Origin of the sequence: Bacillus sp. RC252 (assembly GCF_044909215.1) — a bacterium.
GTDB lineage: Bacteria > Bacillota > Bacilli > Bacillales > Bacillaceae_G > Bacillus_A > Bacillus_A mycoides.
In genome coordinates this window covers 48,519-69,498 of record NZ_JBIYDV010000019.1, presented here as the reverse complement: position 1 = coordinate 69,498, position 20,980 = coordinate 48,519, and the positions used below count along the sequence as shown (strand labels likewise).

Here is a 20,980-nt window from a genome sequence, read left to right as displayed (position 1 = left end):
GATGAGTTTATTGAAAAAAAGTGCTGCTCTTTTAATGGCAGCCACAATGGCATTAACCGGCGCAGCTTGTTCAAATAGTAAAACAGAGGGGAAACCTGAAGCACAGGCAAAAGTAGCTCCAGTTGAAAAGAATGGTGATAAAACTGTAATTCGTTTCTGGCATGCAATGGGTGGAAAAACACAAGGTGTACTAGATGGGCTTGTTGCAGACTATAATAAGTCGCAGAATAAATACGAGATAAAGGCAGAGTTCCAAGGAACATACGAAGAGTCTTTAACGAAATTTAAAACGATGTCTGCAACGAAAGAAGCGCCAGCTCTTGTTCAATCGAGTGAAATTACAACGAAGTATATGATTGATAGCAAAAAGATTACGCCTATCGATAGTTGGATTAAAAAAGATAAGTACGATACATCAAAATTAGAAAAAGCAATTACGAACTATTATTCAGTTGATGAAAAAATGTATTCTATGCCGTTTAATTCATCTACACCAGTATTAATTTATAATAAGGATGCTTTCGCAAAGGCTGGATTAGATCCAGAGAAAGCTCCGAAAACATATGCAGAATTAAAAGAAGCGGCGAAAAAGTTAACGATTAAAGAAGGCGGAAATGTAAAACAGTATGGATTTTCAATGCTGAATTATGGTTGGTTCTTTGAAGAATTGTTAGCGACACAAGGTGCTTTATATGTAGACAACGAAAACGGCCGTAAAGATGCTGCAAAGAAAGCGGTATTTAACGGTAAAGAAGGACAGAAAGTATTTGGAATGTTAGATGAACTAAATAAAGCTGGTGCACTTGGAAAGTATGGAGCAAGTTGGGATGATATTCGTGCTGCGTTCCAGTCTGGACAAGTTGCTATGTATTTAGATTCTTCAGCTGGTGTTCGTGATTTAATTGATGCATCTAAGTTTAATGTAGGCGTTTCGTATATTCCTTATCCAGAAGATTCGAAACAAAATGGTGTTGTTATTGGCGGTGCATCATTATGGATGACGAATATGGTTTCAGAAGAAACGCAGCAAGGTGCTTGGGACTTTATGAAATATTTAACGAAGCCAGATGTACAAGCAAAATGGCATACTGCAACAGGATATTTCTCAATTAATCCAGATGCATATAATGAGCCGTTAGTAAAAGAGCAGTATGAAAAGTATCCGCAGTTAAAAGTAACGGTAGAGCAATTACAAGCAACGAAGCAATCTCCAGCAACTCAAGGTGCATTAATTAGTGTATTCCCAGAATCAAGAGATGCAGTCGTAAAAGCATTAGAAGCAATGTATGACGGGAAAAATAGTAAAGAAGCGTTAGATGAAGCTGCAAAAACAACAGATAGAGCAATTAGTATTTCAGCTCGTACGAATCAAAAATAAGAGAAAGCCGTATCCTTATGAGGGATACGGCTTTCTTTATAAGGAGATAAGGGATCAAAGAAATGATGAATTCTTATCTATTTTATATGAGTAAAGGGTCTAGAAAGAATATTGTCCTTTTCATTATTTGTTTAACTCCATTGCAACTTGTTTACCATTTACGAAAACCTCTGCCACTGCTACTACAACTTCCATCACTTTTTTCATATCTCATCTCTCCTTGTTTTTTGTTTCATTTCTTACTTTTAGTATAAAGAAATATAGTGATTGCAACTATCGAATTGGATGACAAGAGACTTACAGTGTTGTAAGGATAATAGTTTTATTTGTAATAAATACTATTTCGGATTAGTATTCAGAAATTTCCTTCATTTTAATCTATAATTAGAAAGAGAATGGTTTAGAAAGAAGGAGAAGAAATGAAGAGAATACTTGTTATTAGTGATATTCATGGAGAAATAGAAAAGTTCGAACAGTTATTGGAAGAAGCTCAATACGATGCAAGACAGGATCAATTGATTTTATTAGGGGATTATGTAGATCGTGGTCCAAATGCGCGTGCAGTAATTGAAAAGGTAAAAGAGTTAACAGAAGAGGGAGCCCTCGTTCTAAAGGGCAATCATGAAGATATGATGATCAAGGCGTTAACGACTGATGAGGAACGTTCATGGAACCATTGGGTAAAAAGGAATGGTGGAGATAAAACGTTATATAGCTATGGATTTGTAGAAGAAGACATTGCGGTTAATGAGGAAAACTTCCAAAAACCGATTTTACAATCTCATATATTAGAGGAACATGTAACGTTTATTCAAGAATTAGATCATTACATTGAAACAGAAGAGTATATCTTTGTACATGCTGGTGTTGAGCCGATGAACCGAGTTTCTGAATCTGAACCATATACATTAATGTGGATCCGTAATGAATTTCATAATGGATATAGCGGCGAAAAGGTTGTTGTATTTGGCCATACGGAAACAAAAACGCTTCATAGTAGTGAGAATTGCGGAGTGTATTTTGGTAGTAATCGTATTATTGGAATTGATGGCGGGGCTGTGTATGGTGGTCAGTTAAATTGTTTGGAGTTGCCAAGTAAAAAGGTATATGTAGTAAAAAATTGAAAGAGATAAGAGGAATCTTATTTCTTTCAATTTTTTATTAAGCAAAATTTAAGAAAGAGCCTTTATAATAAAGGTTCAAAATTTTATATCGAGCAAAACTTTAGAAGGAAATAGTTGAAAATGAAATTACATAATATGATTACATTATTTCGTTATGAAGAGAAGAGATGCAATAATAAAGAGAGTTGAAATAGATTGTGGAAGGTGAGAATATGCGCTTACTTGTAGTAGAAGATAATGCCTCGTTATTAGAGTCTATCGTACAAATTTTACGCGATGAATTTGAAGTAGATACAGCATTGAATGGAGAAGATGGATTATTTCTAGCTTTACAGAATATATATGATGCCATTTTGCTTGATGTGATGATGCCAGAAATGGACGGTTTTGAAGTGATTCAAAAAATACGTGATGAAAAGATTGAAACACCAGTCCTGTTTTTGACAGCGAGGGATTCTTTAGAAGATCGAGTGAAAGGGTTGGACTTTGGTGGAGATGATTATATTGTTAAACCGTTTCAGGCCCCTGAATTAAAAGCGAGAATTCGTGCATTACTACGCAGAAGTGGTAGTTTAACAACACAGCAGACCATTCGCTATAAAGGAATTGAATTGTTCGGAAAAGATAAAGACATTCAAGTAGATGGACAAGGTATTAAGCTGACATTAAAACAATACGAGCTACTAGAGTACCTCATTCAAAATAGCGGGAAGATTTTAATGCGTGAACAAATTTTCGATCGTGTTTGGGGATTTGATTCGGATACAACAGTAGCCATAGTAGAAGTGTATGTTCATCATTTACGTAAAAAATTAGAACCATTCGGTTATCAGAAAGATATTCAAACTGTTCGTGGTATTGGATATATATTAAAAGAACAATGAAAAAGGGAAGTATGTTTCAAAAAACACGCATTCGTTTGACTATAGTAAATTCATTAGTTTTTATCGTATTAATTGGGGTATTAGGCAGTATAATTTATTTATACACATATAATCGAATTTATGGTGCAGTAGATAAATCATTTGAAAAAATAATTGAATATAAAGATGGGGTTAAATCTAAGAATCCTCCAAAGGGAGGCATGAAAAATATTCAAATTGGGGATCCAAGAGTCATGAAGTTGTTCTGGAAGGGAAATACAATCTCAATGGATGAGAAAAACCCTAGATTTTTCTCTATTTTTACAGAGAATATTCCAGCTTTTGCGCCAAAGAAATTAGGAGTTCTTCAGGATATAGAAGTAAAGGGGCATTATTTCAGAACATTAGCGTTTCAGGATGACGGACAAATTGTGCAAATCGTACGCGATACAACAGCCGAAAAAGAAATGATAAATACTTTATTTTTAATTCTCGTTATAGGTTGCAGCATAGGAAGTCTATGTGCAATAGGAATCGGCTTTTTCCTAGCGGGTAGAGCACTCATACCGATTCAAAATTCATGGGAGAAACAGCAGCAGTTCGTTTCGGACGCATCGCATGAATTAAGAACACCACTTGCGGTTATTCAATCAAAAACAGATGTATTATTCCAGTCACCATCTGCGACGATAGAAGAAAAGGCGATGGATATTTCTACAATTTCAAAGGAATGTAGACGGCTATCAAAACTAGTTAACAATTTATTATTGTTAGCACGTTCGGATTCTAATCAAATCGAGATGGATAAGAAAACATTTGAAGTGGATAAATTGTTAGAAGAAATAGTAGATCCATATAAAGAGATTGCTTCTTATCAAGAAAAAGAGATGATATTAAAAGTAGAACGTGACATATCGTTTATTGGTGATAGAGAGAGAATTCATCAATTGATGGTCATATTGCTAGATAATGCAATGAAGTATACGAATGAAGGTGGACATATTCAAATTACTTGTATGCAAACGAGTAGTTCGATTCGCATACAAGTGAAGGATAACGGGATAGGAGTTAAAGAAGTGGATATTCCAAAGTTATTTGATCGTTTTTATCAAGGAGATAAAGCAAGAAGTCCATCAGAAGGAGCGGGGTTAGGTCTTTCAATCGCTAATTGGATTGTAGAAAAGCATTATGGAAAAATATCGGTAGAGAGCAAATGGGGAGAAGGAACTTGTTTTGAAGTGATTTTCCCTAAAAACCAAAGAATATAAGTGAGAAGACGATCTTGTTTTTACAAGGTCGTCTTTTTTTTAAGGGAAAGTTAAGAAACAACTTGTATCATGTATTACATAATGGAAACTTGTGATGGAAAGAAAAGTTGTAAGTTTTTTTGAATGAACTGGATAAATCATAAGGTTATTTCTAACAGAGATGAAGTTTATGTATAGTATAAAAAAAATTATGGGAAAGCTGGGAAAAGAAAGCGTGAGAGGGAGGAAGAAGTCTTGAAAAAGAAAATGATGACGGTATTCACTATTGGAGTAATGAGTTTAAGTATATTAGGGGGTGCCTCTCCTTCTGGAATGAAAAAAGGAAAGACAGATTACACGCAGCGTAGTAAAGAACAATTAAATGATGGGAAAATACATGCAATGCATACAGAAGAAAAAGCAGAAAAGTTAGGCATTGAAACGGATGGGAAAGAACAAATTACGTTAGAAAAGGAAATTCATGAAACGGAAGTAGGAAGAGAAGCAGAAAAATTAGGTATCTCGGTAGAAGGAAAAGATGTTGGAATTCTTTCAGAAGAAATTTATGAAACAAAAGTGAGGCAAGAAGCGTTAAAATTAGGAATATCTATAGAGAATACGTCGATTGTAAGTTTAATTGATCAAATTAATAAGATTAAAATTAATAATGAAGCAGAAAAGCTTGGTGTTTCAACTGAAGGAAAAGAAATAGAAGACATTGCGGAAGAAATCTACGGCACGAAAGTTAAAGAAGAGGCAGAAAAGCTAGGTATTGCTCAACAAGGAAAAGAGATGGAAGAGTTAGCACAAGAAGTGTACGAACAAAAAGTACAGGAAGAAGCAAAAAAATATCATATTGATTTATATGGCAAAGATATATATCAAGTATTAAGAGAAATAAATGAGCAAAAGGTAATAGAAATAGCAGATGAGCTGGGTATGGATAGAGCGAATTTGAATATTCAAGATTTAGCGGAGAAGATAAATCTTGAACAACCTGAAAAGGGAAAAGAGCTTAAGTTTGTTCCTATGGTTCAAACAGATGCTGATGCGTTTTATTCGTATTTAACGAATTAAAAGGGCGTGAGGGTGATACGAAAATGGAAGTGGTATATATGTATGGCCGTATTTTGTATAGGGATATGGGGTGCATATACAAATGGAATTACAAAGTATGTGGAGAAAGTAAAGGGGTTACTATTTTCAAGTATACAAAGTCAAAAACGAATAGAGTTTAGTAATAACAATGAAAAAGTCATGTTATCAAATGTGCCTTTAATTCAGCAGTTACCAGAGTTAGATAGAGGCTGCGAAGTAACAAGTTTAGCGATGATGTTACAATATGCGGGTGTTTCTATAGATAAGATGAAATTAGCGAGTGACATCAAAAAGGTAGATTTTTTAGACGATGGTGTAAGAGGAAATCCGAATGAAGGATTTGTGGGGAACATTTATACGTTTTCTGAATCGGGATACGGTGTATATCATGGACCGCTTTTTCAATTAGCAAAAAAATATTTACCGAATGAAGCTATAGATTTAACAGGAAAAAGTATAGAAGAAATTTATAAGAGTGTAAAATCAGGACAACCGGTAGTCATGATTACAAATGCAACATATGCCCCACTAGATGAGGATGAATTCACTATATGGGAAACAAATGGTGGAGATGTTTCCATTACTTATAATGAACATTGTGTTGTTCTTGTTGGATATGATAAGGAGTCTGTATATATTCAAGATCCACTTAATGAAAGCCCGAATATCAGTGTATCGAGAGAAGATTTTGAAAAGGCGTGGGTACAGATGGGGAGTCAGGCAATTAGTTATATAAAGAGCTCTAAATAAATTAGGACGGAGAGTTTTAACAATATAGTTATAAGGTGAAGGATAGAGATTTAAGGAATTATAAGAGGAATTTTGTAGGATGTGTTTTTTTGAATAAAAGTTGTTAAGAAACAAGAGAACTTTAGCCATATATAATGCTAAAGTTCTTTTATTTTTATCATTAAAATACCTAGAAGCAGTGAATATGTAAAAATGCATAATTGACGAAAGGATTACATTTTATCGTTATATATTGTTTTATGTATGTTACTTGTATAAAATTACACAAGTATTCACATTACACAAAGGAGGTTTATTATGCAAAATATATTTAACTGGGTTAAATATATGAGTATCAATAAAAAATTAATCATTTCATTTTTTATTATTTTAACTATACCAGGACTTATTATCGGTGGTGTTTCATATCAAACCGCCAAAACAAATGCAGTCTATTTCTAGGTCGGTATCCCAGTCAGATGCTATTATTAAACTTCTTGATGAGAAATCAAAGCAGGTAGGAGCTATTTCTGAAGCAATTCAAAATATTGCTACTCAGACGAACTTATTAGCTTTAAATGCGGCTATTGAGGCGGCAAGAGCAGGTGAGCAGGGAAGAGGATTTGCTATTGTAGCTGATGAAGTTAGAAAATTAGCAGAGCAATCAGGAGAATCATCTGGAGAGATTGCAAATTTAATTGCAGAAATTAAGGCTGATATTGAACATACTGTTAAGGCAATGGATAATGTGAGTGGGGAAGTCCAACAAGGCTTAGATGTTGTAACAAAAACGAAAGTAAGTTTTACAGAAATTTTAAGTTCTACTACTCATATTGTTTCTCAAGTTAATCAAATGGTAGAAACAACGAAGAGAATCGCTGGAGATGCAAATGAAGTGACAAACGCTATTGATGAAATTGCAGCGGCTGCAGAAGAAAATACAGCTAGTATGCAAAGTGTTGCAGCTTCAACAGAAGAACAAGTAAATTCGATGAAAGAAATTAGTTCGGCTTCGCAAAACTTAGCTGAGATGGCCGAAGAACTACAAGCAATGACTAGTAAATTTAAAGTATAATAACAGCAAATAAGTAAGGTGAAAATAATATCACCTTATTTATTTTTATATTCAGTAATTAGGGGAGTCATTAACGGGATGAAAAAAAGAAAAAGACTATGGAATTTATGGAAAACGATTACATTGTTAGTTTGTACAGTTGTAATTTTTTCTTTACTTGTTACAGATATATTAATTAGTCATAATGTAGAGCGGACAACGGAGGATAGCCAGGCAGAGAAAGCGAAAACAATTGCACATATTGTGGCGAATGATTCGATTGTAATCGATGGTTTGATTGGGAAAGCAGATACTTCTGCAATTCAAACGTATACAAATAGAATATTAAAAAACACAGGTGTTCAATTTATTGTAGTTATGGACATGAATGGAATAAGAAAATCACATCCAGATCCTCAAAAAATAGGTCATCATTTTATTGGGGGAGATGAAGGGCCTGCATTGAAAGGAAAGGAACATGTATCGCTAGCAGAAGGAACTTTAGGTATTTCAATGCGAGTGTTTGTACCTATATTTTCTGAAACAGGTGAACAACTTGGCGCGGTGGCCGTTGGTATCTCGGCAGATAATGTAAAAGAGAGAGTTAAGGAAAGTAGACATATTATTTATATCGGTGTCGGAGTTGGAGTATTAGTCGGACTTATAGGAGCAATATTGCTAGCTAGGCATATAAAGAAAAGTTTATTCGGTCTTGAGCCGCACAGGATAGCGAAAATTCTTGAAGAAAGAAATACGATGTTACAATCTGTAAAAGAAGGCATTATTGCTGTAGATAAAGAGGCGAGAGTAACATTAATTAATAATGAAGCGAAACGGCTATTTAAAAAAAGTGGACTGGAAGAAGATTTTATTGGTAAAGATGTTGAGTTGTATATGCCAAATTCGCGTATAAAAGAAGTGTTGCAAACGGGAGAGGTACAATTAAACGAAGAACAAAATATTTATGGAATTACGATTGTGACGAATCGTGTTCCTTTATATGTAAAAGGAGAAATAGTTGGCGCAATTGCAACATTTCGTGATAAAACAGAGATTAGAAAACTAGCCGAGGAACTAACTGGTATTAGGCTATATGCGGAAGCATTACGGGCACAATCTCATGAGTTTATGAATAAGATGCATGTCGTATTAGGGCTTACACATATGAAACAATATGAAGAATTACAAAAGTATATAAGCGGCATGGTATCAGAGCATCAATATGAAATTGGTGGGGTTATGAAAAGAATAAAAAGTCCAGTATTTGCTGGTTTTTTACTAGGTAAACTTAGCTATGCTAGGGAGAAAAATATAAAGTTAATTATAAGTGAAGATTCTTACTTGCCGGAAATATATGATGAAAGTATTACTCATGAACTTATTACGATTGTAGGGAACTTAATAGATAATGCATTAGAGGCAGTGATACATTGCAAAAAGAAACAAGTTGAAGTTGGGATACAATATCAGAATGCATTAACTATTACAGTGCAAGATACGGGGAAAGGTATAGAAGAAGACGCAGTGGATGCATTATTTACAAAAGGTTATTCCACAAAAGGGGATAATCGCGGTTATGGTTTGTATCTTGTAAAAGAAAGTATACAGCGAATAAATGGGGAGATTGACATTTCCTCCTTATTAGGAGAGGGAACAACGATAACAATTGAAATACCTAAAGGTAGGGATGAGAAGCAAATATGATTAAAGTTTTAATTGTAGAAGATGATCCGATGGTTGCGATGTTAAATACACTCTATTTAGAGCAAGTGGGAGGGTTTGAACTTGTCCATGCAGTTAACTCAGTTAAAGAAGCGATAGAAGTGTTAGAGAAGTCACGAGTAGACTTCATATTACTTGATATTTTTATGCCTGAGGAGACTGGATTTGAGCTTTTAATGTATATTCGAAATCAAGAAAAAGAAATTGATATTATGATGATTTCAGCTGTACATGATATGGGAAGTATTAAAAAAGCATTACAATATGGAGTTGTAGACTATTTAATTAAACCATTTACATTTGAACGCTTTAAGGAAGCATTAACGGTGTATCGAGAAAAATTTACTTTCATGAAAGAACAACAAAAAATTAGTCAATCGGAACTAGATTCACTAATTTTACAAAAAGACAAAAGAGAGGCTCTTGTTACTAAAGAGCTTCCAAAAGGGTTAACAAAGCAAACGTTGCAACTAATTTGGCAGAAAATCGAATCGCTTAATGGACAAGCATTTACAACTGATGAAATGGCGCAATTAGTAGGGGTTTCGAGAGTTTCTATTCGAAAGTATGTAATGTTTTTGACTGAAATCGGAGTATTAGAGAATGAAATGGTGTATCAAAATGTGGGAAGACCGGTGAGTAAATTAAGGTGTATTGACCGGAATAAAATAGACTTTTACGTATAAGCGGCTTATTATAAGTCGCTTATACTTTTTTTAATTACAAAACCAATTACAAAACTTACAAAAACTATTCTTAATATTGAAAGCGTTTTAATATTGTTATTAAGAAAACAAGGGGGTGCCATATGGGAATTCAAAAGAATGTGGAAGCGGTATCATTTTCTGAAGGCAATGAATTGAAAAATGAATCTTTCGCTTCTAAAATTATGAACGTTAAAATCGGTGTTATACCTTTACCGTTATATGTAGTATTGGCTGCTATTATTTATGGAGCATCTGTATATAATAAATTACCAGCAGATATGATTGGTGGTTTTGCAGTTATTATGATCATGGGTATTTTCTTAGGTGATATTGGAATGAGAATTCCAATATTAAAAAATATCGGTGGTCCAGCAATTCTCTCATTATTTATTCCATCGTTACTTGTATTTTTTAACTGGATGAATCCAGCTTCAATGGAAGCTGCCACTATGTTAATGAAAAAATCGAACTTTTTATATTTATATATTTCTTGTTTAGTAGTTGGAAGTATTTTAGGAATGAACCGGAAAGTGTTAGTACAAGGTTTCGTTCGCATGTTTATTCCTTTAGTAGTAGGAACGTTAGCTTCTGTAGCAGTAGGCTTATTAGTCGGCTCACTATTTGGATTTGAAATGAAGCAGACATTCTTCTTTATCATTGTACCTATTGTGAGTGGTGGTATTGGAGAAGGGATTTTACCATTGTCACTAGCTTACAGCGATATTTTAAACGAATCATCAGCAACGTTTGTATCACAGCTTATTCCGGCAGCTATTATTGGGAATATGTTTGCAATCGTGAGTGCAGGGTATATGAAGCGTTTAGGTGAGAAGAGACCTGAGCTTAGTGGTAACGGTGTATTAGTGAAAACAGATAATCAAGCAGAGTTATTAAAAGAACAAAATACAGAGAAGCCAATTGACTTCTCATTAATGGGAGCAGGTTTATTAATTGCGTGTACGTTCTTCATCTTTGGAGGATTTGCTTCTAAGTTCATCGGTATTCCAGGAGCAATCATTATGATTTTCTCAGCGGCACTTGTGAAATACTTTAAATTAATGCCAGCAAAAATGGAACAAGGAGCATTCCATTTATATAAATTTATTTCAAAGAATTTAACTTGGCCATTAATGGTCGGATTAGGATTGCTATATATTCCGTTAAAAGACGTAGCAGCAGTTCTTTCTGTAGGATATGTTGTTGTTTGTGCATCGGTTGTTCTTACAATGGTAGCGTCAGGTTTTCTTATAGGAAAAGTGATGAAAATGTATCCAGTTGAATCAGCGATTGTAACTGGATGTCATAGCGGTTTAGGTGGAACTGGAGATGTTGCTATTTTATCAGCTTCAAATCGTATGGAATTAATGCCATTTGCGCAAATTTCGACGCGTTTAGGCGGGGCAGCAATGGTTGTAACAGCGACAATCTTATTAACAATGTTTTCATGATCAAACAAGCTAGCTATATTCATATAGCTAGCTTGTCAAATTAAGGGGAGATTATAAGTATGTTAGAAAATCAAATTAATGAAAGATCATTGTTATTGCATAAAGAGTTAGTAGGGAAAATTGAGATTACAAGTAAGGTAGAAGTAAATACAGCGGATGATTTAAGCCTGACTTATACACCAGGTGTAGCGGAGTCTTGCAAAGCAATTGCGGCAGATGAAGAAACAGCGTATGACTATACAGCACGTGGTAATATGGTTGCAGTTGTTTCAGATGGAACTGCAGTACTTGGTTTAGGGAATATTGGACCGAAAGCGGCTATGCCTGTTATGGAAGGGAAAAGTATTTTATTTAAAAAGTTTGCGAATGTAGATGCTTTCCCGTTATGTTTAGGGACGACTGATGTGGATGAAATCGTTACCCTTGTTAAAAATTTAGAGCCTACATTTGCAGGAATTAATTTAGAAGATATTGCAGCACCACGTTGCTTTGAAATTGAAAGACGATTAAAAGAAGAAACGAATATTCCTGTATTCCATGATGATCAACATGGGACGGCTATTGTCGTTTTAGCAGCTGTTATTAATGCACTAAAAGTTGTAAGTAAACAAATGGACGATGTGAAAATTGTTATTAACGGTGCGGGTTCGGCAGGAATTGCAATTGGAAAATTATTATTAAAAGCTGGCGCAAAACACATTACGTTAGTTAGTTTAGAAGGTATTGTTTGTGAAGGTGAAACATGGATGAACGAAGCGCAAATCGAAGTTTCAAAGAAGACAAATCGAGAATATGTACGTGGAACATTAAAGGAAGCGATTCATCAAGCTGATATTTTCATCGGTGTATCTGCTCCAAACGTATTAACGAAAGAACTTATACAGACGATGAACGAGAAACAAATTGTGTTTGCAATGGCGAATCCAATTCCAGAAATATTCCCAGAAGATGCATTAGAGGCTGGAGCTGCTGTAGTTGGAACTGGTCGTTCTGATTATTCAAATCAAGTAAATAATGTATTAGCGTTCCCTGGTATATTCCGTGGTGCATTAGACGTACGCGCGACTGATATTACAGAAGAGATGAAATTAGCAGCAGCATATGGGATCGCTAACATAATTACGGACGAAGAGCGTAATGCGAATTATGTAATTCCAAATCCATTAGATAAAAGAGTTGTTCCAAGTGTTGCAGAAGTAGTAGCGAAAGCAGCCATCGATTCAGGAGTGGCACAGATTACGAAAATGCCAAGTTATAAATAGTCAAAAGCAGCGCCTTAAAAAGGCACTGCTTTTTTTGAGATAAGAAATCAAAATAATGAAGAAGTGTAAATTTATTCAAGCCCCTTTCATTATTTATCCCGCATTAACGGGCAGTAAGACTCCCAACTCAAAATTCAGTGGATGCAAGGAAGTTAGTTGGGAGATCCACTGCCCGTAAAAGCCCGATTGGTTCAACTAATATTCAGCGGGGGATGGGGAAAACCCCCACTGAATAAAGTTTCACTTTATTTAATTCCATTGCAACTTGTTTACCATTTATTAAAACCTCAGTTACTGCTACGATCACTTCTATCATTTTTTTCATCTCTCATCTCTCCTTGCGTCATTTCTTACTTTAAGTATAAGAGAAGAGAGATAATCCACCTATCGAAGTACGTGACGTAGAAATTACATTGTTGTAAGGAAGTGTTTCAGTTTTGTCACTTTATTCGGCATTGATTACAAATTGATCATAATATCTTTCATTCACATATATGTTTAATACCCATAATCCAGATGAAGGTAGTGACATTACGAGAGGGAGTTCCTTTACGGTTGTATCGACTGTATTTGAAGTAGTCCAAGTTTGTTTGGAGGTTTCTTTTTGAAAGAGTACTGGTGTTGGAGTTGTAGTTCCTTGTTTTAACGCGATAATAGATAGTTTTCCAGTTGGCATTTCAGGATCCAGGAAGAACCACATTATTTCATTTTGCTCATTTGCGATAATAGAGCTATCAGCCATTGCAATTTTTCTTTCAATGCCTTTTAACGGTATTTTTCCTTCTACGAATGATGGTGCTTCTTCCCAATTTACATCTTTTAAGACACTAAGGTGAAAAAAGGAAGGTGCGTTAATTTGAGAGGATGACGTTTCTATTACTTCTTTTTTAGGTGCTGTTGAATCGGGTTGCGATTGCGCGCAGCCAGTAATGAGGAAGGAGAAAAGTAGCATAGTTCCGATTTTTTTCATAGTGCCACACTCCTAATTTTTATTGTTAGTGTAATTGTATTTGCTAGAAGACGAGACAATTCCTTTAAATCATAAAAAGAGGTCGTAAGTTTTGTACGACCTCTTTTGACATTTTCTATCCCAATTGGTGAGGGCTAATAATCAGTGGGGGATGGAACCCCCCACTGATTAAAGTTTCACTTTATATTTGTTCAGTTGAAAAGGTTGGTTCTCTCTCTTTTTGAGGCATTGTTAAGAAAATAACAGAAAGGACGATACATACTCCGCCTAATAATTGATATGCTCTAAAAGATTCATTAAGCCAAGCGATTGAAACGATGGCAGCTACAAGTGGTTCAATGCTAGATAAAATACTTGTTTCTGTTGCTGCTAAATATTTAAGACTCCCGATATAAAGAAGGAAAGAAAGAGTGCCACTTATAATGATAAGAATAAGCATAGAAAAAGTTTGAAGTGTGAAAGTTTGCGAAATCTGATTCCATCCAAAAGAACGATTACAAATAAGCAGTGCAATCCCTCCAATTAACATCCCCCAGCCAATTACTATAGTTGTTCCGCATTCTTTAATAAGGGAAGCCGGATGAAGGGTATAAAACGCAAAACCAATCGCTGTTAGTAGGCCGAAAGTAATAGCTGCTTTAGATAAAACAATATTTTCAATTGAACCGTTTGTAATAATAAAGTATGTCCCTGTTAGAGCAGTTATAATTGCTAGTATTTGCATAGAAGCAGGGAATTTCTTTTGCTCAAACGCAACGTAAATAGTAATAAGAACAGGGCCTAGAAATTGAAAGAGTGTTGCTGTGACCGCATTACTAATATGAACTGTTTCGATAAAGGCGTATTGCGCACCGAGCATGCCAAGAATAGAGAAAATAATAAGCTGTATAGAATGTCTAGGGTGTTTCCAAATTTGAAATATGTTTTGTTTCTTTATTAGTAAGAAAGACAAAATAAATATTCCTGCAAGCAACAAGCGAATTGTTAAAAAATCAAGTGATGATACGTTAGTATGTTGAAATAGCCATTGAATCATCGGTCCAGATAATCCCCATAATGTGGCTCCTGTAATAATCATAATGAGTCCAATACGTCTAATTTTGTTCATTATCATGCATCTCCTCTCTAGTATTTGATTATTAATGCGTTACATGATAAAAGGAATTATATAGAACTTCTGGTACTGTAAAAAGTATCAGTTATGTGTTTTTGAAAGGGGTCAGTTATTGTGTTAGAATTAACGCCTAATTTGAATGCAAATAGTAAGACGGCATTGTATGTACAATTGTATGAGTATATAAAAAAGGAGATTAAAGATGGAACGATTCCGGCTTTTACGAAATTACCGGCTAAGAGGAAGCTAGCAACATATTTACAAGTAAGTAAAAATACAGTAGAGGCAGCTTATGAGCAACTTCTTGCCGAAGGATATATTGAGTCGATTTCTAGAAAAGGTTATTTTGTATGTGAAATCGAGCAAATGATTTATGTGGAAGGTAGCGAAGAGGTAATAGGGGAAGTACCTTTTCAAGAGCAGGTGTATAAATTTGACTTCACTCAAACGGGTGTGGATACTAGTACTTTTCCGCTTCATGTATATCGAAAAATTACGAACGAGGTATGGCAATTTGAAAATAAAGATTTACTTTTTATTGGACATCCGCAAGGGGAGGTAAGTTTACGAGAAGCAATCGCGAGCTATTTGTATGAATCTAGAGGTGTACGATGCGTAGCTAGTCAAATTGTAATAGGGGCGGGCACGCAAATATTAGTAAAAATGTTATTTCAGCTGTTAAAGGGAAGTCGTTATGCAGTTGAGAATCCTGGGTACCACCGGAAAATGGTTGTTTTTGAGCAAGGGGAACAAAATGTCCAAATGTTATCTTTAGATGGAGATGGAATTTGTATGTCACAGTTAACTGATAGCCATGCAAATGTTGTATTTGTTACACCTTCGCATCAGTTTCCTTGCGGGATGATTATGCCGATTACGAGAAGGATGCAGCTCTTACAATGGTCAAAAAAAGATGAAGGAAGATATATTATTGAAGATGATTATGATAGTGAATTCCGTTATTCAGGAAAGCCGATTCCAGCGCTGCAAGGGTTAGATAGAGATGGGAAAGTAATTTATATGGGGACGCTCTCTAAAGCGCTATTGCCATCATTACGGATGAGTTATATGGTGTTGCCAAAATCCCTCATTAAGCAGTATCAAGAGCAATATTTATTTTACACACAAAGCGTTTCAAGAATAGATCAAGAGATCATTAGGAAATTTTTAAATGACGGGCATTGGGAAAAACATATTCATAAAATGCGTGTTGTGTACCGAAAGAAGAGAGACCGTTTTGTTTCGGGATTAGAAAAATATTTTTCTAATCGCATTGAAGTAATAGGGGAAGATTCCGGCCTACATATTTTATTAAAAGTGCATAATGGGATGGAAGAGAAAGAATTAATGGAAGCTGCAGCTGAAAGGAGTATTAAAGTGTATCCTGCTTCGATATACTATAAGGAAGGGACTTCTCCCAAAAGTACAGTATTGCTTGGATTTGCGACTTTATTAGAGGAAGAAATTGAAGAGGCCATTCAATTATTATATACAGCATGGTTTACAAGAAAGTAAAAAAACATCCTCATAAATGGAGGATGTTTTTTTATTACTTTTCTTCATCTAGGAAAAGAACCATATGCTCTTCATCCCAATATTGTCCGTTATATTTTAATGAACGTTCTTGCACGCCAAATGTTTTAAAGCCTAATGACTCATAAAGTTTTTTTGCACCATCGTTTCCGACAACAACATCAAGCATAACTTGCTCTACTTCTAAAGATTTAGCAAGCTCAAGACATTCTTTAATAAGTGCTTTTCCCGCTCCAAGTCCGCGTGCTTTTGGAGACACGTATACTGAACCGATTTTTGCTTTATGTTCTTGTTTTACATATGGTTTCGTTTCCAGTGTTGCAACTCCGATTAAAGTGCCATCTTTAAATGCACCTAGTGTATAGTTCTCATCTTGTGCTAATTTTTGGGCTTTATATTCAATAGCACACTCTTTATTAATAATATCTTCATAAGAAGAGCTGAAAGCTTCCGGATTTTGTTTTAATCCTTCTACTCGAAGTTCTAAGTAAATTTCTGCTTCGTCTTTTGTTAATACATGGATATCCAATTGTATCACCCTCCAAATCTTTGACAGTTATACCTATATTTTATATTGAAATAAGAATAATTTCAAAAGCTTAGCTTATAATAGTTGGTTTTATAAATAAAATAGCACCAGTAGTGTTGACTGCTACTGGTGATTTCACGCATATATTATACAAATGGTAATTCAATTATAAATTCTGTTCCGACTTCTAATTCGCTTTTAACTTCAATAGAACCATTATGAAGTTCTACAATTTCTTTTGCAACAGCCAGTCCGATACCTTTTCCACCTGTAGCTCGTGTTCTGGATTTATCGACACGGTAAAAGCGATCAAAAACATGTGGGATATCTTCTTTTGGAATACCTTCACCTTCATCTTGTACACTTATTGTAAAAGTATTCGCACTGGTTAGTACACGTATTATTATAGAAGTGTTTTCTGGTGAATGTTGATAAGCATTGTGTAATAAATTTAACATAACTTGTTCCATACGTCTTTCGTCTATGCAAACTTCTAAATCATCTTTGCAATGTACATGTAGTTGCATTTGTTTGTTTGTTAATGTTGTTTTTGTTTTTTCAACCATTCGTTCTAAAAATGGTTTAAGAATTACTTTTTGTTTTTTTATAACAAACTGGTGTTGCTCTAATTGTACAAGCATAAATAAATCTTGTACGAGATCGGTTACACTATCCGTTTCATCTTCAATGATTTGTAAGTATTCTTCACGTTCTTCTTTCGTTAGAGAATCTCTTTTTGCTACCTTTGCATAACCTTTCATATAGGTTAATGGAGTTAGTAATTCATGCGCTACACTAGCGAGAAATTCGTTTCGTTCTTTTTTCATATAAGTCAGCTCGTTAGATAATTCTTCAATGGTTTTAGCTAAACTGCCAAGTTCATCATTACGCTTAATGCCTAATTTAATTGGTTTATTTAATTTTGAAATTTTTTCTGTTGCTCTTTTCATTTTTATAAGAGGATCCGTAATAACTCGAGAAAAAACAAAGACAGAAATAGTTGTTAAAATTAATGTTAAAACACTAACGATAATGAACTGATTCATGAGTCTCATTAACATATTTTCTAAGAAGGATGTTTTTAAGAACATATGTAAGTTACCGTTAAAGTCTTTTATTTTAATTGGGCTTACTGTTGAAATGGATTTTGAGTTTTTCCAGTTCTTTTCTACTATTAAGCCATCTCTTGTAACAGGTGGTGTTTTGCAATGAAGGTGTTTTTGCATATCTTTTGTAACTGTTTCTGAGGCAGATGTAATTTTGCCATTACTATCAGTTATAACGATAGCTATATCAGAATTAGTAAGTGCTTCTGTTTCCATTAAATCTTCAGCCGCATGTTCAATAGAGAAATCGGGGGATTCAGGGCGTTTGAAACGTTCAGCATGTTTTTTTTGCTGAGCGTATTCATTCCATTTGGCACGCCGTTCAATCGTATCACGATAGCGATTTCCTTTCTCTAATAGAGCAACGGTTTCCTCTTCAACACGCATTTTTGAAAGACTTTTATAAAAAGATACGAAAGCAATTGTCTCAATACATAAAGCTAATATTAAAAAGTATGTCCCAACTTTAAGGGAAAGTTTGCTCATTTTCTCACCATACCTTATTTCATATAGAGTGAAACTTTAACCAGTGGGGTTTTATCCATCCCCACTGATTAAAGTAATTATTCACTTTTCCATTTATATCCGACTTTATAGACGGTTTCTAAGTAATCTTCAACTGGAAATTCTTTTTTGCGTAATTTATCACGGATATTACGAATATGTGAATCGATAGTTCTGTATTCGATGTCTGTTTGATATCCCCAAATTTTTTCAATTAAATCATCACGGCTGTAAACGCGGTTTATATTTTGTAAAAATAGTCCAAGTAACGAGAATTCAATAGGAGTTAGTGAGATTCTTTCACCATAAACTGTAACAGTATGTTTTGTTTTATCCCACTCAATACCATTGAAGCTAACAAAGCCATCTTTCTTTGTGCGACGTAATATAGCCTCGATTCGCGCGACTAATACATGCTCATCGAATGGTTTTGTAATGTAGTCATCTGCTCCCATAGTCAGACCTTTGACCATATCATAATTTTGGTTGCGAGCTGTTAGCATAATAATTGGAACGTTGGAAATTTGACGGATTTGATAGCAAGTATCCCACCCATCCATATTCGGCATCATAACATCTAATAAAATAATATCGAAGTCCTTTTGTTCGATTACTTCTAGCGCTTCAAGGCCAGAAGTAGCTTTCATACAAAAATAGCCACGAGGGCTTAAGAACAGATCTAACAATCGTAACATACGTTCTTCATCGTCTACTAATAAAATTTTCACCATAATCTTGTGCACCCCAAACTATTCATTCTACTTGTATAGTTTACATGAAAATAATAAAAAACTCTTTTTATGTGATTGAATGGATGGCTGATTTTTTCAATCAGGGCAATTGACATAAAAAATGCACTAGTTTTGCACAACTATTTTTTATAATAGAAAACGTAGCGACACAAATACCCTATGTTGCGACATAACGTCATGTCATTTTATTTATAAAATGACAATTCCATTCTATTGTGTATGTGAGATAGAGAGGGTTTTCGTATTCACCTCGCATCGGATAAGAAAAATTTCCTATCTCACACTTTTTTTATATAAAGGGGATTGTACACATGAGTAAAAAAGTAGAACGTTTACAAAAAGAAAAGCAAGATCGTAATGCGATTGTAATGTGTGTTGCGGTATCTATGCTTATTATGATAAGTTGTGTAAATAAATTTTTCGGGATTTTATAATAGAAAAAAAGCTTATTGCTTCTTAAGAAGCAATAAGCTTTTTTAATGTGTTCTATATAATAAACCAGGGTAGAATTGCCAGTCCAGAAGTTACAATTGCTGTAGCAAATATTAAAAAGATAGCTTGTTTGTTTTGTTTCACGTTACATTCTCCTCTACATATCAATTGCATGCTATACGTTCATTTAATAATTAGCGGGAGACGGATCCTCCTCGCTGAGTGAAGTTTCACTTTATCAAGCTATTTGGGGGCAGTAAGACTCCCATCTCAAAATTCAGTGGATGTGAAGAAGTTAGATGGGAGTCGGGCTGCCCATAAACGCCCGATTGGTGAGGGCTAATACTCAGTGGAGGTAAAGACTTCGACTGAGTAAAGTTTCACTTTATATTTTTAGTATAACGAATGGAAAGGATTGGAACGATCGATAAAGGTGACATGAAGATTACATTGTTGTAATGAAAAAAGCATCTTAATTAATAAGAAGATGCTTTTGAAAAATTATATTAAAATGTTAATTATTTAAGAATAAAACCATATGCTCTTCGTCCCAATATTGGCCATTATGTTTTAAGGACCGTTCTTGCACACCGTAAGTTTGGAAGCCGAGGGACTCATATAATTTTTTTGCAGCAGTGTTATCAGCGACAACATCAAGCATAAGCTGTTCTACATGTAATTTATCGGCATTTTCAATAATCGCTTTAATTAAAGCTCGTCCTGCACCGAGGCCACGCGCTTTTGGAGAAACAAAAACTGAGCCGATTTTTGCCTTATGCTCTTGCTTAATAAATGGCTTTGTTTCTAGAGTAGCAATACCGATTAAATCATTATCTTTGAAGACACCTAGAGTATACTTATCCGGATTGCTTAATCGCTTTGCCATAGCAGCGACAGGGTTTTCCTGTTTAAGAACATCTTCATAAGAAGAGCTAAAAGCCTCAGGGTTTTTCATTAAACCTTCCATACACACTTTCAAATAAATTTCTGCATCCTCTGTTGTTAATAAGCGAATTTCCATAGTTGTAACCTCCTAGATTGATTCAAATTTAATTCATTAACTTTGTAAGATTAAGTTTAGTTAAATGTATTCTGTGACTATTCTTTCTTAATTTGTAAAAGAATGAAAAGATTATGCTACTATGTTTTCATTTTATTTATCCCGCTATTTGCGGGCAGTAAAACTCTCACCTCAAAATTCGGCTGGAGCAAAGAAGTTAGGTGGGAGCCCTGCTGCCCGTAAAAGCCCGATTGCTGAAGGCTAATAATCAGTGGGGGATGAACAACCCCCCACTGATTATAGTTTCACTTTATGTAATGAAATTATATATTAACTTTATTAACTATTCAAGGTTTTAATATGTTACATTTTTATAACTAAAATTCCCACTTTGTAAAGGAGTAATTT

Annotated in this window: 20 protein-coding genes and 1 pseudogene; 14 read left to right on the top strand and 7 right to left on the bottom strand. The window is 34.7% G+C overall.

All coding sequences use genetic code 11. From position 1 onward, the window contains the following. The first annotated feature begins 1 nt into the window (after nucleotide 1). The 12 genes and pseudogenes from ABH960_RS23135 (at nucleotide 2) to ABH960_RS23080 (ending at nucleotide 12,632) form a co-directional block, all read left to right on the top strand. The gene (locus tag ABH960_RS23135; protein WP_404448655.1) at nucleotides 2-1,378 is read left to right on the top strand and encodes an ABC transporter substrate-binding protein; all 1,377 of its coding nucleotides are present in this window, start codon (nucleotides 2-4) and stop codon (nucleotides 1,376-1,378) included. 419 nt (nucleotides 1,379-1,797) lie between these two features. After that, complete coding sequence (locus tag ABH960_RS23130; RefSeq protein ID WP_404448653.1) at nucleotides 1,798-2,502, top strand: metallophosphoesterase family protein; 705 nt, start codon at nucleotides 1,798-1,800, stop codon at nucleotides 2,500-2,502. A 212-nt stretch (nucleotides 2,503-2,714) separates the two neighbouring features. Then, nucleotides 2,715-3,386: a response regulator transcription factor gene (locus ABH960_RS23125; RefSeq protein WP_113937945.1), complete on the top strand. Its 672-nt coding sequence runs from the start codon at nucleotides 2,715-2,717 to the stop codon at nucleotides 3,384-3,386. An 11-nt stretch (nucleotides 3,387-3,397) separates the two neighbouring features. Next, complete coding sequence (locus tag ABH960_RS23120) at nucleotides 3,398-4,633, top strand: sensor histidine kinase (RefSeq protein WP_404448651.1); 1,236 nt, start codon at nucleotides 3,398-3,400, stop codon at nucleotides 4,631-4,633. A gap of 234 nt (nucleotides 4,634-4,867) precedes the next feature. Beyond that, nucleotides 4,868-5,689: a transporter gene (locus ABH960_RS23115; RefSeq protein WP_404448649.1), complete on the top strand. Its 822-nt coding sequence runs from the start codon at nucleotides 4,868-4,870 to the stop codon at nucleotides 5,687-5,689. A 42-nt stretch (nucleotides 5,690-5,731) separates the two neighbouring features. Then, a complete protein-coding gene (locus ABH960_RS23110) occupies nucleotides 5,732-6,460 on the top strand; it encodes a C39 family peptidase (RefSeq protein WP_404448647.1) in 729 nt (242 codons plus the stop codon). Between the two features lie 297 nt (nucleotides 6,461-6,757). After that, the gene (locus ABH960_RS23105; RefSeq protein ID WP_404448684.1) at nucleotides 6,758-6,901 is read left to right on the top strand and encodes a hypothetical protein; all 144 of its coding nucleotides are present in this window, start codon (nucleotides 6,758-6,760) and stop codon (nucleotides 6,899-6,901) included. After that, nucleotides 6,882-7,514: pseudogene (locus ABH960_RS23100) on the top strand (methyl-accepting chemotaxis protein); the annotation flags it as partial. The gene ABH960_RS23105 and the pseudogene ABH960_RS23100, both read left to right, overlap by 20 nt. A 78-nt stretch (nucleotides 7,515-7,592) precedes the next feature. Then, entirely contained in the window at nucleotides 7,593-9,197 is a 1,605-nt protein-coding gene (locus ABH960_RS23095; protein ID WP_404448645.1) for a sensor histidine kinase, read from the top strand. After that, nucleotides 9,194-9,901 (top strand): response regulator, encoded by a 708-nt coding sequence (locus tag ABH960_RS23090; protein WP_404448643.1) that lies wholly within the window; start codon nucleotides 9,194-9,196, stop codon nucleotides 9,899-9,901. The genes ABH960_RS23095 and ABH960_RS23090 overlap by 4 nt, the downstream gene beginning before the upstream one ends. Nucleotides 9,902-10,023: 122 nt before the next feature. Next, on the top strand, nucleotides 10,024-11,370 hold the full coding sequence (locus ABH960_RS23085) for a 2-hydroxycarboxylate transporter family protein (RefSeq protein WP_404448641.1): 1,347 nt from the start codon (nucleotides 10,024-10,026) through the stop codon (nucleotides 11,368-11,370). A 59-nt stretch (nucleotides 11,371-11,429) separates the two neighbouring features. After that, a complete protein-coding gene (locus tag ABH960_RS23080) occupies nucleotides 11,430-12,632 on the top strand; it encodes an NAD(P)-dependent malic enzyme (protein ID WP_404448639.1) in 1,203 nt (400 codons plus the stop codon). Nucleotides 12,633-12,834: 202 nt separating this feature from the next. Here ABH960_RS23080 and ABH960_RS23075 read toward each other — a convergent pair whose 3' ends face one another. The 3 genes from ABH960_RS23075 to ABH960_RS23065 all read right to left on the bottom strand — a co-directional run bounded on the left by ABH960_RS23075 (nucleotide 12,835) and on the right by ABH960_RS23065 (nucleotide 14,710). Next, a complete protein-coding gene (locus ABH960_RS23075) occupies nucleotides 12,835-12,957 on the bottom strand; it encodes a hypothetical protein (protein ID WP_016093371.1) in 123 nt (40 codons plus the stop codon). A 120-nt stretch (nucleotides 12,958-13,077) separates the two neighbouring features. Further along, nucleotides 13,078-13,602 (bottom strand): DUF4871 domain-containing protein, encoded by a 525-nt coding sequence (locus ABH960_RS23070; RefSeq protein ID WP_002029695.1) that lies wholly within the window; start codon nucleotides 13,600-13,602, stop codon nucleotides 13,078-13,080. A 181-nt stretch (nucleotides 13,603-13,783) separates the two neighbouring features. Then, nucleotides 13,784-14,710: a DMT family transporter gene (locus ABH960_RS23065; protein ID WP_404448636.1), complete on the bottom strand. Its 927-nt coding sequence runs from the start codon at nucleotides 14,708-14,710 to the stop codon at nucleotides 13,784-13,786. Between the two features lie 120 nt (nucleotides 14,711-14,830). On the opposite strand from ABH960_RS23065, the gene pdxR reads away from it, so the two are divergent. Then, on the top strand, nucleotides 14,831-16,231 hold the full coding sequence (gene pdxR, locus ABH960_RS23060) for a MocR-like pyridoxine biosynthesis transcription factor PdxR (RefSeq protein ID WP_404448634.1): 1,401 nt from the start codon (nucleotides 14,831-14,833) through the stop codon (nucleotides 16,229-16,231). Between the two features lie 34 nt (nucleotides 16,232-16,265). On the opposite strand, the gene ABH960_RS23055 is transcribed toward pdxR, so the two are convergent. The 3 genes from ABH960_RS23055 to ABH960_RS23045 all read right to left on the bottom strand — a co-directional run bounded on the left by ABH960_RS23055 (nucleotide 16,266) and on the right by ABH960_RS23045 (nucleotide 19,119). Beyond that, the gene (locus ABH960_RS23055; protein ID WP_002029700.1) at nucleotides 16,266-16,778 is read right to left on the bottom strand and encodes a GNAT family N-acetyltransferase; all 513 of its coding nucleotides are present in this window, start codon (nucleotides 16,776-16,778) and stop codon (nucleotides 16,266-16,268) included. A gap of 146 nt (nucleotides 16,779-16,924) precedes the next feature. After that, nucleotides 16,925-18,370: a sensor histidine kinase gene (locus ABH960_RS23050; protein ID WP_404448632.1), complete on the bottom strand. Its 1,446-nt coding sequence runs from the start codon at nucleotides 18,368-18,370 to the stop codon at nucleotides 16,925-16,927. A gap of 77 nt (nucleotides 18,371-18,447) precedes the next feature. Beyond that, nucleotides 18,448-19,119 carry a response regulator transcription factor gene (locus ABH960_RS23045; protein ID WP_404448630.1) on the bottom strand — a complete coding sequence of 224 codons (672 nt, stop codon included), beginning with the start codon at nucleotides 19,117-19,119 and terminating at the stop codon, nucleotides 18,448-18,450. A gap of 332 nt (nucleotides 19,120-19,451) precedes the next feature. Between ABH960_RS23045 and ABH960_RS23040 the strand changes: the two genes are divergently transcribed. Then, nucleotides 19,452-19,574 (top strand): hypothetical protein, encoded by a 123-nt coding sequence (locus ABH960_RS23040; protein ID WP_002029704.1) that lies wholly within the window; start codon nucleotides 19,452-19,454, stop codon nucleotides 19,572-19,574. 512 nt (nucleotides 19,575-20,086) lie between these two features. Here ABH960_RS23040 and ABH960_RS23035 read toward each other — a convergent pair. After that, nucleotides 20,087-20,593: a GNAT family N-acetyltransferase gene (locus tag ABH960_RS23035; RefSeq protein WP_002010444.1), complete on the bottom strand. Its 507-nt coding sequence runs from the start codon at nucleotides 20,591-20,593 to the stop codon at nucleotides 20,087-20,089. Between the last annotated feature and the right edge of the window lie 387 nt (nucleotides 20,594-20,980).

Excerpts from the sequence above, each read along its gene's own strand:
- ABH960_RS23135 (WP_404448655.1), top strand. The coding sequence starts at position 2 with ATGAGTTTATTGAAAAAAAGTGCTGCTCTTTTAATGGCAGCCACAATG.
- ABH960_RS23130 (WP_404448653.1), top strand. The coding sequence starts at position 1,798 with ATGAAGAGAATACTTGTTATTAGTGATATTCATGGAGAAATAGAAAAG.
- ABH960_RS23125 (WP_113937945.1), top strand. The coding sequence starts at position 2,715 with ATGCGCTTACTTGTAGTAGAAGATAATGCCTCGTTATTAGAGTCTATC.
- ABH960_RS23120 (WP_404448651.1), top strand. The coding sequence starts at position 3,398 with ATGTTTCAAAAAACACGCATTCGTTTGACTATAGTAAATTCATTAGTT.
- ABH960_RS23110 (WP_404448647.1), top strand. The coding sequence starts at position 5,732 with ATGGCCGTATTTTGTATAGGGATATGGGGTGCATATACAAATGGAATT.
- ABH960_RS23105 (WP_404448684.1), top strand. The coding sequence starts at position 6,758 with ATGCAAAATATATTTAACTGGGTTAAATATATGAGTATCAATAAAAAA.
- ABH960_RS23095 (WP_404448645.1), top strand. The coding sequence starts at position 7,593 with ATGAAAAAAAGAAAAAGACTATGGAATTTATGGAAAACGATTACATTG.
- ABH960_RS23090 (WP_404448643.1), top strand. The coding sequence starts at position 9,194 with ATGATTAAAGTTTTAATTGTAGAAGATGATCCGATGGTTGCGATGTTA.
- ABH960_RS23085 (WP_404448641.1), top strand. The coding sequence starts at position 10,024 with ATGGGAATTCAAAAGAATGTGGAAGCGGTATCATTTTCTGAAGGCAAT.
- ABH960_RS23080 (WP_404448639.1), top strand. The coding sequence starts at position 11,430 with ATGTTAGAAAATCAAATTAATGAAAGATCATTGTTATTGCATAAAGAG.
- ABH960_RS23075 (WP_016093371.1), bottom strand. The coding sequence starts at position 12,957 with ATGAAAAAAATGATAGAAGTGATCGTAGCAGTAACTGAGGTTTTAATA.
- ABH960_RS23070 (WP_002029695.1), bottom strand. The coding sequence starts at position 13,602 with ATGAAAAAAATCGGAACTATGCTACTTTTCTCCTTCCTCATTACTGGC.
- ABH960_RS23065 (WP_404448636.1), bottom strand. The coding sequence starts at position 14,710 with ATGAACAAAATTAGACGTATTGGACTCATTATGATTATTACAGGAGCC.
- ABH960_RS23050 (WP_404448632.1), bottom strand. The coding sequence starts at position 18,370 with ATGAGCAAACTTTCCCTTAAAGTTGGGACATACTTTTTAATATTAGCT.
- ABH960_RS23045 (WP_404448630.1), bottom strand. The coding sequence starts at position 19,119 with ATGGTGAAAATTTTATTAGTAGACGATGAAGAACGTATGTTACGATTG.
- ABH960_RS23040 (WP_002029704.1), top strand. The coding sequence starts at position 19,452 with ATGAGTAAAAAAGTAGAACGTTTACAAAAAGAAAAGCAAGATCGTAAT.
- ABH960_RS23035 (WP_002010444.1), bottom strand. The coding sequence starts at position 20,593 with ATGGAAATTCGCTTATTAACAACAGAGGATGCAGAAATTTATTTGAAA.